11 protein-coding genes, 1 tRNA gene and 1 pseudogene are annotated in these 12,805 nt (G+C 68.0%); 8 read left to right on the top strand and 5 right to left on the bottom strand.

Going from position 1 to position 12,805, the window contains the following annotated elements; genetic code table 11:
* The first annotated feature begins 731 nt into the window (after positions 1-731).
* Positions 732-1,655: a hypothetical protein gene (locus tag I4I78_RS04275; RefSeq protein ID WP_218609860.1), complete on the top strand. Its 924-nt coding sequence runs from the start codon at positions 732-734 to the stop codon at positions 1,653-1,655.
* Between the two features lie 73 nt (positions 1,656-1,728).
* Positions 1,729-2,736, top strand: coding sequence for a DUF2332 domain-containing protein (locus tag I4I78_RS04270; protein ID WP_218609859.1), 1,008 nt, complete (start codon positions 1,729-1,731; stop codon positions 2,734-2,736).
* Between the two features lie 1,302 nt (positions 2,737-4,038).
* On the opposite strand, the gene I4I78_RS04265 is transcribed toward I4I78_RS04270, so the two are convergent.
* Entirely contained in the window at positions 4,039-5,262 is a 1,224-nt protein-coding gene (locus I4I78_RS04265) for an MFS transporter (RefSeq protein ID WP_218609858.1), read from the bottom strand.
* 218 nt (positions 5,263-5,480) lie between these two features.
* Between I4I78_RS04265 and I4I78_RS04260 the strand changes: the two genes are divergently transcribed.
* From I4I78_RS04260 to I4I78_RS04240, 5 genes are all read left to right on the top strand, one after another.
* Positions 5,481-5,909 (top strand): DUF6176 family protein, encoded by a 429-nt coding sequence (locus I4I78_RS04260; protein ID WP_218609857.1) that lies wholly within the window; start codon positions 5,481-5,483, stop codon positions 5,907-5,909.
* Between the two features lie 347 nt (positions 5,910-6,256).
* Positions 6,257-6,769, top strand: a complete 513-nt coding sequence (locus I4I78_RS04255) for a GNAT family N-acetyltransferase (protein WP_226379070.1) — start codon at positions 6,257-6,259, stop codon at positions 6,767-6,769.
* A gap of 173 nt (positions 6,770-6,942) precedes the next feature.
* Positions 6,943-7,791, top strand: a complete 849-nt coding sequence (locus tag I4I78_RS04250) for an aminoglycoside phosphotransferase family protein (protein WP_218609855.1) — start codon at positions 6,943-6,945, stop codon at positions 7,789-7,791.
* A gap of 32 nt (positions 7,792-7,823) precedes the next feature.
* Positions 7,824-7,970, top strand: coding sequence for a hypothetical protein (locus I4I78_RS04245; RefSeq protein ID WP_218609854.1), 147 nt, complete (start codon positions 7,824-7,826; stop codon positions 7,968-7,970).
* 47 nt (positions 7,971-8,017) lie between these two features.
* Positions 8,018-8,083 (top strand) — tRNA-Pro (locus I4I78_RS04240).
* 356 nt (positions 8,084-8,439) lie between these two features.
* Here I4I78_RS04240 and I4I78_RS04235 read toward each other — a convergent pair.
* The gene (locus I4I78_RS04235) at positions 8,440-9,090 is read right to left on the bottom strand and encodes an NAD(P)-dependent oxidoreductase (RefSeq protein WP_218609853.1); all 651 of its coding nucleotides are present in this window, start codon (positions 9,088-9,090) and stop codon (positions 8,440-8,442) included.
* A complete protein-coding gene (locus tag I4I78_RS04230; protein ID WP_218609852.1) occupies positions 9,087-10,409 on the bottom strand; it encodes an MFS transporter in 1,323 nt (440 codons plus the stop codon). The genes I4I78_RS04235 and I4I78_RS04230 overlap by 4 nt, the downstream gene beginning before the upstream one ends.
* A gap of 178 nt (positions 10,410-10,587) precedes the next feature.
* Between I4I78_RS04230 and I4I78_RS04225 the strand changes: the two genes are divergently transcribed.
* Positions 10,588-11,247, top strand: a complete 660-nt coding sequence (locus I4I78_RS04225) for a TetR/AcrR family transcriptional regulator (protein ID WP_308251890.1) — start codon at positions 10,588-10,590, stop codon at positions 11,245-11,247.
* 642 nt (positions 11,248-11,889) lie between these two features.
* Here the strand turns inward: I4I78_RS04225 and I4I78_RS04220 are convergent.
* Positions 11,890-11,994 (bottom strand): annotated as a pseudogene (locus I4I78_RS04220) (PH domain-containing protein); the annotation flags it as partial.
* A 10-nt stretch (positions 11,995-12,004) separates the two neighbouring features.
* On the bottom strand, positions 12,005-12,805 hold an 801-nt coding region (locus tag I4I78_RS04215), incomplete at its 5' end, for an SDR family NAD(P)-dependent oxidoreductase (protein WP_218609850.1).

Raw genomic sequence — 12,805 nt, 5'->3', positions numbered from 1 at the left:
ACTCCGAGTGCGCCAATAAAGGCCACTAGAATTAGAGCCCAAACCGGCGGATTCGCTGGACTAGAATGATTAGCCGGGGTACGATTAGGGCATGCCGAAGAAGACGCGCGTGGCCCCGCTCGGCGGGCTAGGCTCCGTCGTTTTGGACCGTGCGTCGGGTCGGAGCCTAGCCCGCCGAGCGGGGCGGTGTATGCGTTTCGAGACGCGACACACTGCAACGTTCAGGTGTACTTGACCGCCTGAACAGGGGCGATCTGCGCGCTACCCGCCCTGAGTGGCCGAACGTCGAGGGTGGCTTAGTGAGCGGCGACCGGTCCAAAACCCCTCGCCGGGTGGCAGGTTTTCAGGATGGCCCGGGTGTGGCATGAGCACCGGGGCGAGTGCGTGACGAACTGAGTGACGATCGAGCCGACCGAGCCCGGAACCGCGCGGACGTCCACGGACGCGCGGAGGCCCTGAGCAGCGCGTTTGAGCGATGGGCTGGTCACCCCCGTTGCTTCGGGACGAAGAGGTCGCAGGTCCACCCCCAGTCCGTCCGATGATAGAACGGTCGTCGATGCTGACAATCAATCGCGAAGGTGGTCGAAGGCTAGGCGGGAGGCCGATCCGCTTCAACTCCGACGGTCGGAGACCAGACCGTCTGGCTCGGAGAACCGGCCCGTTACACACTGAAGTCTCGGTACCGTCCCCTTGGTCGGGCCGCAACATCGACGCTGGTTCGGAGGCCCGACGTGGAGTCGTCAACGAGAGCAAGCCGGCCTCCGGCCGCGCGGCGGCTGTGGGAGCTCTACGAGACCCTCCACGACGTCGTGTACTTCACCCCGGAATGCCGCGCCGCCGCTTCCGGCCTCGGTCTGCGCGGGTTCTGGATGGGCTATTTCGCGCTCCGCGCTGCACCTCTCGGGCCGGTCGCGTGTGAGCCCGTGACGGCACTGTTCTACGGCTTCCACTCCGACCGAGTCGCGCGCGCATTGCCGGATGCCTGGATCTATGCCAGCCCTGACCAAGCGCTGCAAGCCCGTGAACGCGGCGCCGCTGAGGCGCTGCGCCGGCTCTGCGGTTCCCTCGTCGACGACTCCGAGCTGCTTGCGGAGACCGTCGACCTGGCTTGGCGGGCGGCCTGCTCCATCGACGTAGCGGGCCGGCCGCTCGGTGGCGCTAACCGCGCCGTCCGGCGCCCGGCCGACCCTGTCGCCGCGCTATGGCAAGCGTGCACCACGCTGCGTGAGCACCGCGGAGACGGCCATGTCGCCGTGCTCGTGACTCGCGGCATCAGCCCCGTGCAATCTCATCTGCTCAAAGCGGCCGCCGGGGAGAACGAGCCCGAGCTTCTGCGCGACGCCCGCAATTGGCCCGCCGATACCTGGAACGACACCCTGGCCGACCTCCAGCGGCGAGAATGGCTCAGCGACATCACCGCACTCGCACCGGCGGGACTCGCTGAGCACCTGGAGATCGAGCACCTCACCGACCGCGCTGCGGCCGCACCGTGGACCGCGATCGGCGACGATGCCACTGACCGTCTGGCCGAACTGCTCACGCCCCTGGCCGATGCCATCACCAATAGTGGCGCACTCCCAAGTGGCAACCCCACCGGACTCACCCGGCCCTCAAGGCCCTGGCCAGCCAACAGAGACTCAGCGGGCCGAGAGTGACGATCGATCCTGGCCGGACGCAGGTAGGTGCCCATGGTTGACCCCGTCAGCACCGGCGTTCCAGGATTGCTGCGTGGTAGCCGAGGCAGGAGGCGCCGAGCCTCCCGGGGCGATGATCGGTCATGACCCGAACGCGAGCATCGCCGAGAACTATCGGCGGTTCGGTCGAGAGGCCGCGGGACGGTCGGCGGCGTACGGGACCTTGGCCGACGCAGTGGCCGCAGATCAGGATATTCTGGCGTTCCTGGGGGCGTTGCCGGTCGCGAAACGCCAGCCCAACCTCCTGTTCGCCGCGGCTCGATATCTGCTCGGCGCTCCCGCCGACCTTCGCGCCCTGCGTCGAGTGGTTGGCGAGCAGGCCAGCGAGCTGGCCGCGGTGATGCGGGCTCGACGTACCCAGACCAACGAGGCAGCCCGCTGCGCGACGCTGCTGCCGGCGTTGGTCGGCCTGCCCGAGCCGCTGGCTCTGCTCGAGGTGGGTGCGGCCGCTGGCCTGACCTTGCTGCTCGACCGTTACTCCTACGATTACGCGGGGTACCGCCTCTCCGGTGCCGATCCGCAGGCACCGACCCTGACCTGCCAGCCGCGGGGCCCCGTACCGCTGCCAGAACGGTTGCCGACCGTCGCTTGGCGGGCAGGAATTGACCTCAATCCCCTCGACGCCGCCGACCCCGACGACGCGCGGTGGCTGGAGTGCCTGCTCTGGCCCGGAGAGGGTGACCGCGCGGCACGCCTGCACGCGGCGTTGGGCGCCGCTCGCCGCCACCCGCCAACGGTGCACCGTGGCGACCTGGTCGACGATCTCGCCCGGGTCGCTGCCAACGCCCCGCGGCAGGCCACGCTGGTGGTCTTCCACTCGGCGGTGCTGGCCTACGTCGACCGCGGTAAGCGCGAGGCCTTCGCCGCTGCGGTCCGCGAGCTGGGCGCGGTGTGGCTGTCCAACGAGGCTCCTGGTGTCGTCCCCCTGCCGGCGAGCGCTGCGGCCGCGCCCGGTGAGGACTCGTTCACCTTGACTCGTGACGGCCACGAACTGTTGGCCTTCACCGAGTCGCACGGCACGCGGATCAGCTGGGTCTCGTAACCTGCCCCGCCCGAGCGACAAGCGCACCGAGACATCGTGGCGTTGCGACAGAGGCGCTGACGGCCGCGGGTCGAGCGCGCCCTGGGTAGGTGCCAGATTCTCGTGCCGAGAGGGGCTTCTCACCGCCGCATGGCCATGTTGATGCGGCCCGGTGTGCCGGTAGTGGGGCGAGCTACCCAGTCTTGATGACGCGCAGACGGAGTAGCTAACGGCCCGCCGTTCGGATCGGACATCCCGGGTGTGACCACTACGCAGCAGCCGTCCCGGTTTCCGCAATGGGCTCCGAGGCCCTCCGCTGCAGCGTGCCCGACGTCGGGGTCGATGGCCCGCTGTTCGAAGCTGCAGCGGTCGGCCACGTCGGAGACCAGTCGGACATCCCCCGACCTCGCCCCGGGACCGGCAATGAGTAGCACCACGCGGCCTCGCCGAGCGGCGCCACAGCCGTGGGCGCCGCGCGCCGGACGACACCGTGCATCGGCGCGGGCAGCGCGACGCGGTGCGGGCTGGCGGATGGCCGGAGTTGGTGTCCTGTGCGCGGCCTCGGTGACCAGCGCGCTCGTACTCACCGGGCAGACCGCAAGCGGGGCGGGCCCGATAGTGAGCGGGGTCCTTCCCGCCGCTACTGGCAACCCGGCCGCAGCCGCTACCGGGCTGCTCGTCGCTCCGGTGGAGCTGTCGACCGTCGTAGCCAGTGCTCGCACCGCGGCCGACGATGCTGCGGCCGACGCCGCTGCCGCTGCCGCTGCGGAGGCAGCCGCAGAAGAGCGTGCTGCGACCGTCGCCGCTGCGACGCCCACGACGCAGCAATTGTCTCCGACATCTTCGGGCCCCACCTCAGCGAAGGCACAGGAGGCGGCGTTCTGTGTGGACAACCCCGACCTGTGCACAGGCGGGGTTCCGGACAAGAAGTCTGACCGAGCCGAGTACCAGAACGACCCACGCTCGAACGCTGAGATCAACCTTGGACTGCCGATGTACGCACCTGAAGGCGTGTGCCCCGATGGACACGCCCGTATCGTCGGGATCTGCTAAGCCCGACCGCAGCTTGGCTCCTGTCCATAAGATGGCCAGGCGGGCCACTTAGCGCAGTTAAGTTCGTTCCGCAGGCTCAGCGGGAGCGTGGTCCTTTTAGGGGGACGCGTCAGCCTCGTTTCACAGCGCCGGTGACCTGCACCGATGCCGAGGCGTGCCGCTTGATCCAAGCCTCTTCGGCATGTACTCGGGGCAGACCAGTTCGATCGAGGCAGGATCGGCCAGGTCGTCCCCGGCACCTGGATCGCCCGAACCCCTGCGATGAGAACACTATTCGGTGTCGTGGGCGCCTCGGCTGAACGGACGGCTGATCACGACTCCGGCAGCGAGGAGGGGGAGAACGCCAGCCAGGATCGGAGCGCGCACGCCGGCGGTAGCTGCGAGCACACCACCGAGAATCGCGCCGGTGGCCTCGCCTGTCCGACCGATGGTCAGGTAGGTGCTGTTGGTGCGGCCCAGCATGTCCGGTGGGCTGCGACGTTGGCGCAGGGTCCGAGCGACGACGTTAAAAGTCACGAACGCGGCGCTGCTGACCGCCAACGCAGCCACCGCAACCGCCACCTCGGTGGTCAGCCCGATCGCGAGCTGCGCGGCAGCCATGAGGACCATCGTCAGTGCGAGCGTCGACGCGGGACCCATCCGACGCGCCAGTGGAGCGCAGCCGAACCCGGCGACGATGCCACCAACGGCGCCCACACCGAGCAGGAGTCCGTAGACCCCCGGGGGCTGCATCAGTACCTGAGTCACGTACAGCACGAGGATCGCCAGAAATGCTCCGTCGGCCAAGGTCACCAACACCACGGCGGCGCTGAGGTCGCGCAATGGGAGGTCGCGCCACAGCCAACGCAGCCCAGCAACGATGTCACCTCGAACGTCGCGCAAGCTAAGACTCAGATCGGGCGTTCCGGGCGCTGGGGCGAAGACGTTGGGCAGGGTCAGCAACAGAAGGACGGCCAGCGTTAGGCCTCCCGCGTTCAGCGCGAACGGCAATGCTGCGGCGACCCCGAACAACCATCCACCGGCGGCGGGGCCGGCGAGTTCTCCACCAACCAGAGTCCCCGACTGCAAGCGTCCGTTCGCCGCTTCCAGGTCCTTTTCATCAACCAGGCGTGGAACTGCGGTGGAGGCCGCCGTGTCGCGGGCCATCGCGCCAACCCCGGTCAAGAACGCCGCCGCGTACAGCAGTGGCATCGTCGCGATCCCAGCCAGCACTGCTCCGGCGAGTGCGCCGATCGTCACTGCACGCGCTACGTCCACGACGGCCATGACTCGCCTCAGGTCGAGTCGATCGACCAGTGCACCGACTCCGGGGCCGAACACAAGCCAGGGCAGCCCTTGTACGGCAGTGACTGCGGCGACTGCGATGGGCGAGCTGGTCAGATGCACCGCGAGCAACGGGAACGCAGCCATCCGGACGCCGTCACCGAAGTCGGCCAGGAACGCCGATGCCCAATAACGGGCAAACGGCCCACGCAGCCCCCCGGCGGTACTCACCTCATCAGCGTGGCACGGTAGGGCGTCGTCGTACAAAGACTCCGCAACATAGTGAAGCAGCGGATTGACAGTGAGCGGCCATATGCGCTCTGACCTGCAGTGGAGCGATAGGCCACCCGGCTCCGTCCGCGCATAGTCCGTGCGCTGCCCCGGGGCACGGCGGTCGGCCGAGGTGGATGCGTTCGAAACTGGGTCGTCGGGTGTGCCAGCCTGCGGCAATGAGCACCGAGCGTCCCAGAAGTATCCCGGAGGGCCTGGTCGTCGAGCTATCCCGCAGCAAGATCCTGCCGGGCAAGGAACGGGAAGCCGACCGCTGGATGGCAATGATCAACGAACGCTACGACGAATGCATCGAGTCGCTGGACCGCGAACGGATGGCCGTCGAATGCGCCTTCCGCTTCCGAGAGGAGGGGCCGGAGTACATCTACTGGATGTCGATCTACGGCGAGGATGGATCAGGACTCGACCTGACCAACCCGCTCGACCGCGACCTTCAGGACCAGGCCACTCTCTGCAAGGAACCCGGTTGGGCGGACGCCGAGCCGCAGTTCCTGCTCCTACCCGAGCCGGTCAAACGGGCCCTTCTTGCGTGGGCGCTCCGTCAGGCGCCAGGCTCGACAACGAGTGCGCCGCCGTCGAAGGGATGATGTCCACTCTCCCTGTCCCTTTCGTTCTGACCGCCTTACTCGTTTCAGCCCGCACGCTTCAAGATTGTGTCAATATCCGCCTTACAGACCGACTCGTCCGCCTCGCACCCCGGCACTACGCCCCGGGGAGCGGGGAACCTGTCCTGACCAGGCTTGATGCTCTCGTGAGTTCCCCGGGGTTCTCAGGGTTTCCGAACGTCCCACGGCCCGGAGACGGCCAACGGGATGATCTTGGGCTCCTGGTCTTCGCCCGGATATAGTCCGTGACCGTCCGCCGAAACATATTCGAGCGTGGCGTGCGCACTGCTGGCCGGTGCCGCGTTTCATAAGGGGAGGCTTCGGGCGCCATGCGACTTCAAGTACCGGTACCGACGACGCGGCTCGCTTTCGCCGAGATGGCTCTGGACGATCTCGATGACATGGCCGGGCTCCTGGGTGATCCCGAGGTGATGAAGCACTACCCACGGCCGAGGGATCGAGATGAGGCCCGGGCCTGGATCGAGTGGAACCAGCGTCTCTACCGGCAGGAAGGATTCGGGCTCTGGCGCGTGACCCTCCGCTCGACGGGCGAGTTCGTCGGTGATTGCGGCCTCACTCCGCAGACGATCGACGGTGAGACAGACGTGGAGGTCGGGTACCACGTCCGAGCTGATCTGCAGGGGCACGGCTATGCCACGGAAGCGGCGACAGCCTGTCGAGACCACGCGCGAGACCAGCTCGGCACCCGTCGTTTGATCGCGATCACCCACCCTCACAACACGCCCTCACAGCACGTCGCAGAGAAGATCGGCCTCGGCTACGAACGACAAGCCACCGCCCGCTCGGGGCAATCAGTGTCGGTCTACGCGACGACGCTCTAACGGGAGCGCTTGGCGTCGGTACCTTCCGTGTCTCCCGTGGGCGCCCGAGTCGCGGCACCGTCTTGCGATCCCTGCCACGGCCCGGCCCGAGGTGATCGCCGCCGACCCGCACTCCGTGATCTCCGCAGCGGTGCCGGGTCCGGGCGGAGCCCGCTTCGTTAGCCTTACGGACTGTGGTGCCGCGCCGTCCGAGTGATCGCGAGATCGGTATCGCGCGAACGTTGCTGCCCGGTATGAGCGTGGCTGACGCCAAGGTGATCCCGAGTGGCTCACATGACGTCGTTCTCCTGCCCGGCCGGGCAGCAGTGAGGATCGCCCGAAGCAAGCCGGCGGTTGAGTCGCTGCCGCGCCGGACGGCATTGCTCACCGATCTACAGACCGTTGGGCTGCCGTTCTCCACACCGGTTCCGCTAACCCCGGTCGTCTCGGAACCTGGATGGACGGCTGTGGCGGTCTCGTGGATCCCGGGCTCGTACCTCCCGCCCGACGCAGGTGATCCCGCCGCGCTTCGCCAAGTCCTCGACGCACTCTCGCGAGTCGACCTGGCGCCACTGGCGGACCATCTCGATGTTCCTCACGCCTACGCGGGCCGGGAACGCTGGGAAGAGCTGATGTTCAACGAGGCGGTTCCCCGCCTTCCACCCGAGCTACGCGCGTCCGGCCGGCGACGCGTTCACGAGGTTCTGGCGTTGGATCCGGAACCGCCTCGCTTGGTGCACGGAGACCTGACCGGCGAGAATATGCATTGGTCCGTCGACGGCCAGCTCCTGGGCGTGCTGGACTGGGATCTTGCAAGCCCCGCCGATCCGGCCATCGACGCGGCCTGCTTGGCTCACTGGCACGGCTGGTCGACTATCAAGCGAGCGGTCGAGGAGACGACGTACACCCGGGCGCGGACCTGGTACGGAACGCTGTCGATCGAGCAGATCGTGAAGGCGCTTCTCGACGGGGTTACCGGTGCAGCTCTCGCCGAGTGCGTGGCTAGCGTGGCGCGCTGGATGGTGTCGGATGGCCTCGGGTGATCTGAGCGGTGTCTCAGGGGAGTGGGGCCGGCGTGGCCGGCCCCGCGCTGCCGGAGGCGGCGCGCTTGAACTCAGAAGGTCAACTCGGCAAGTTCCCGGACGTGCGGTTCAAGATCGTCGCCAACGAGAATGCCAACGCTTACGTTCCGCTCTGGCTTGCCTCGATAGATCGCTGCTGAACATCCATACCGCCGCTGAGCAGCACCGATGACCATTGCTGACTACCGCTGCAGCCCGTAGCCGGTCGGACTCGGGACCCGTCAGGTCGTCGGTTCGAACCCGACCCGCCCCACAGTCTGCAGCTCAGAGCCTTGTGATCACCGCTCAGGGCCCCTTACGGTGATTGTATCCAACGGAAACCCATCGCAGGGGCCCCGAGATTCCAGCGGTCGAGCCGAGTGGCTGCCAGGGAACGCAGAACGGCCGAGGTGACGGCGGCGAGCAACGTCGGGATCATCCCGGTTGAACACTTCGCTGGGAGTCGGCAGGTTCTGCAGGCGGCCGATGCCGCGCGGGACAACAGGAGCCATGCCGGTCCACCGCGTCTCGGACCCGGGTGCCGTCACGCTGTGGACGGACCGCCGATGCAGCCGTTGCCCGGCGCGGTTCGCTCGGGCAGGCACACCTTTCCTACGTCCTGCTCGTCAGTCACCCTCGGTTCGACCCGCGGGTGAGGGTGGGGTACTTGTGCGACCACTCAGCGTTGTCGACCTGACTGACGACGAATCGAGCGAGGTCAGATCGTGGGATGCTCGGGTTCCCTTTGGGGGTGAGCCCGTCGAGCACTTCGTAGGCACCGGCCGGTTCGTCGACGATCTGCCCTGGACGGACGACGGTCCAGTCGAGCGTGCTGGTGCGCAGGATGTCTTCCATCGCGCGCATGTCGCTGTAGAGCTCGTTCATGACCGTGCGGGCAAGTATCCGGTAGACGAGCGCGTGGTGCGGGTCGTCACGCCGCGCGCCCGCGGAGGAGAGGACGACCAGTCGTCGGGGGCCGTGGTCGGACATCGCGGTGACCAGGTTGTGGGCGGCAGCGGAGTAGAGGCCCTTGGCGCGTGCGCCAGCAGGGCCGATCGCGGAGACGACGGCGTCGTGCCCGGCGATCGCCGACCGGACCGACTCGAGATCGCGGACGTCTGCCCTCGCGATCTGTGGCCGCGCCACGTCATCCGGCTCGTCTTTCATGAACAGCTCCGGTCGACGGACCGCGGCGGTGACGGAGTGTCCGGCGCGGAGGGCTTCTTCCACGATCACGCGGCCGGTGGCTCCGTTGGGGCCGAAGACGACGATGCTGGTCACGATGATGCTCCGTTCGTGTCGGCCGAGACCGACGGGATGAGTGGGACGAGGGCGGCTGCAGCGAGGCAGGCAAGGCCGGCGAACGCCAGCCCGGCGAGGAGGCCACCGAGACCCTTGACGGCGAAGTAGAGGGTGCCCGCGGCGGCCACACCGGCGGCGGTACACAGCTGTTGCACGGCGTTGAGGCCCCCGGAGGCGCTCCCGACCTCGTGGGGATTCGCAGTGGTCAGAACGAGCTGGACCAGCGGCCCGAAGAGCACTCCCAGGCCCAGCCCGATGAGCAGGAGTGCGGCCGCAGAGATCCAATACGGTGCGGCCGAGCTTGATGCGACACCCAAGGCACCCAAGCCGATGACCTCGACGGCGAACCCGCCGTACAGCCCGGCGCGTAGGCCCCAGGCCTTCTGCAGGCGCGACACGGCCAACGAGCTGAGCAGGATGCCGATGGCGATCGGGGACAGCCGCACGGCCGTGGAAAGGGCGGTCAGGCCCAGGCCGATCTGGAAGTGCACGGAGAGCACCAGCACCAGGCCACCCACACCGGTGAAGAAGACCACGGCCACCAGCAGGCCCGCGACGAACGATCGCTTGGCCAACAAGCTCGGGACCAGTACCGGCGAGGGGCTCGTGCGCTGCCGCCGCGCGAGCACGGCGAACAGGGCGACGCCGCCGGTGAGTAACACGAAGGTCCACCACGGCCAGCCCGACTCGCGCCCCTGGACGAGCGGGAAGACCAGCAGAGCCGACGCGGTGACCACCAGCACGGTGCCGAGCAGGTCGAACCGGGCGGCAGGGTCACCTCGGTCGGCCGGCACCCAGAGCAGAACACCGACGGCGGCGAGGAGCCCGAGCGGCACGTTGATCAGGAAGATCGTCCGCCAGCCGAGCCCGCCGAGGTCGAGCGCGATCAGCCCACCGGCGATGAGTGGACCGCCGATGCCGGCCAGGCTCATCACCGGACCGAACATCGCGAAGACCCGGCCGCGCGCCTCCGGGGCGAAAACGGCAGTGAGGATGCCGAAGCCCTGCGGGATCATCAACGCCCCGAATCCGCCCTGAACCGTGCGTGCGGCGATGAGCAGCTCCGGGCCCGTGGCAGCCGCGCACAGCACCGAAGCGGCCGTGAACCCGAGCACGCCGACGAGTAGCAGCAGCCGCCGTCCCCAGCGGTCACCCCACCGCCCGGCGACGATGAGCAGCGACCCGAACACGAGCGTGTACGCCGCGGAGTACCACTGCAAGCTGGTCTCCGAGCCGCCCAACTCGGCACGGACGGACGGGGCCGCCACGTTCATCACCGTCGAGTCCAGCAGATCCATCGACGTCACCGTCAAAACGATCACGAGAACGAGCCACCGACGCCGGGACGGCGTCGTGGTGCGGATGCTGTGGCTGAGACTCATATGGACTCCATTGAACGCTGTTCGTTACGAACAACGTACGTCGCGGACAACGTCCGCGGCAAACGATGTGAGCCGGCAGATATAGGGTGCTGGGGTGCGAGACAGCCCGCGGACACGGCCCGCGAAGCCGGCGTTGAGTAGAGAGTCGATCGTCGGCGCCGCGCTCCGCCTCATCGACGCACACGGTGTCGCAGGCGTGACCATGCGCGCAGTGGCGAAGGAGGTCGACACTTCACCAGGGGCTCTCTACGTCTATGTCGCCGACCGCGACGAACTCATCGCCCTCGCCCACGATGAGGCGGTGGCCGGTGTCGAGCTGCCGACCGACGCCGACGGCGACTGGCGCGAGCGCCTCGAGCTCCTCGTCCGACGCACGGTGGCGGCCCTGGCGGAGCACTCCGACCTCGGCTCGTTCGGCCTGACCCACCTCGACACCGGGCCGGGCTCCCTGCGAATCGTCGAAGAGATCTTGTCGCTGCTCCTGTCCGGCGGCATCGAGAAGCAGGCCTGCGCCTGGGCAGCCGACCTCATCGGGCAGTACATCTCGTCGGCGGCACTCGAGGACGTCGCCTCCCGGGCGCGTGACGACGATCCCGCAACCAGCACCGTGAGTGCCCTCTACAGCGGGCTGCCCGAAGAGCGGTATCCGACGCTTCGGCTCCTTACCCCGCAACTGACCGCCGGCGATCCCGCGCAACGCGCAGCCTGGAAACTGCAGGTAATCCTCAACGGCGTCATCGCCCGCGCCCAGTAGCCCAGCTCACCGCTGTGTTGCCGCAGCAGCGATGAATGTCTGCATGACCGTCCCGCGCCGACGGCGAGCACGCGGTCCCGCTGCGGGGTTCGTTCACCCGTCTTACGCCGACTTCTGAATAAGTTCATAAATGTTGTGACGACCGAGGTGCAGTGGAGCGAGTTGCAGCGAGACCCCAAGGGTGTGGCTGCGCTGGCCGACAAGGGAGACGTTCGCCATCGACTTCGTTCGTGCGGTGGGGGCCATCGGCCGAGTTGGGTCGCTGGTCCGTCCTTGCGAAGGTCGTCGTCGAGTGGAGGGCGACCGCGGCGATCCACGCCGATCCTGCTCTAGTCGACGAGCTCAACCGTCCCCTTGATGACGACCACGGACTCGTGCCGGCGCCGGAAGGGGTTTGAGACTTGCCGGCCAAGCGTGGCGATCGGGTTGCTCCGCCGGCGCCTCCCCACGGCTGGGAAGCGCGGTTCGCGACTTCGGAGGCGGCGAAGGCGTGGGAGGAGCTGTGCCGGTTGGCCCGTGGCGGCCGGTCCCGGCCATCCGAAGTCGGCCGAGTAGAGGCGATCGCGCGAGCAGTCGACGCGTTCAGGCGCTTGCCGCGTCCCTGTCAGCGGGCCACGTAAGTGCTCATCAGTGCCTGTACCGATATTCAACCTTTCGTCCCGTTATCCCCTGCCTATCGACAAGGATGAGTCGCCGGTCGGTGAACAGAAACGCGTCCCGGATCAGCTGGTAAGCCGCATGGACCTGCCTGGTGCATTCACACCACAACCCGCGCGAGCCGCAGGCTGGCCGCTCGGATCTGCTGCTGGAGTGCTCGCTCGTAGGACACGTGCGTGGTCGCGTGCAGTCTGTGGCGATGGTGGTAGGTACCGGTCTCCCCTTCCAGCGCGGGGTCGGTGGCCAGTCGGATCGCCGGTTCGGCGCCCTGTTCGGGGGTGAGCAGGAATCGACGGACGGCCGGCATCAGACGTCTGGTCAGCGGGGTGGAGAACGCGTTGACGATCCCGGTGTCGACGTGTCCGGGGTGGACCGCGGTCACGGTGACGCCGCTGCCGGCGAGCTCGTCGGCGAGTAGGTAGCCGCACATCAGGGAGGCCAGCTTGGAGCGGCCGTAGACCTGCATCGGGGTGGCGTCGTCGACCTCGCCCAGCTGTTCGGGTGTGATCGTGGCCGGCCGAGGCCGTGGAGTGATCTTGACCGTGCGGGTGTCGTTGAGCGCGTCGGAGACGACGTTGACGATCCGCGCCGGCGCGCCGGCGCGCAACGCGGGCAGCAGCAGTTCGGTCAGCAGGAACCCGGCCAGGTGGTTGACCGCCATGTGGCGCTCGATGCCGTCGGGTCCGGGTCGCTGGTCGGGGAAGTGCGCTCCGGCGTTGTTGACCAGGACATGCAGCTGCTGGTGTCGCGTCAGGACCTGCGCGGCGACATGGCGGACGTCGCTCTGGCGCTCCAGGTCACCGGTGACGATCTCGACCCGGTCCGCGCCGACCAGCGCGGCGACCTCCTCGCGCAGCTGCCGGCCGCGGTCGGGGTTGCGGCACACTGCCACGACCGTGGC

Source organism: Pseudonocardia sp. KRD291 (assembly GCF_019263595.1).
Taxonomy (GTDB): Bacteria; Actinomycetota; Actinomycetes; order Mycobacteriales; family Pseudonocardiaceae; genus Pseudonocardia.
The sequence above is the reverse complement of the archived record's forward strand: the minus strand, read 5'-3'. Positions and strand labels throughout refer to the sequence as shown.

Coding starts and splice junctions, on each gene's coding strand:
- I4I78_RS04230 (WP_218609852.1), bottom strand. CDS start 10,409: ATGGATCTGCTGGACTCGACGGTGATGAACGTGGCGGCCCCGTCCGTC.
- I4I78_RS04255 (WP_226379070.1), top strand. CDS start 6,257: ATGCGACTTCAAGTACCGGTACCGACGACGCGGCTCGCTTTCGCCGAG.
- I4I78_RS04260 (WP_218609857.1), top strand. CDS start 5,481: ATGAGCACCGAGCGTCCCAGAAGTATCCCGGAGGGCCTGGTCGTCGAG.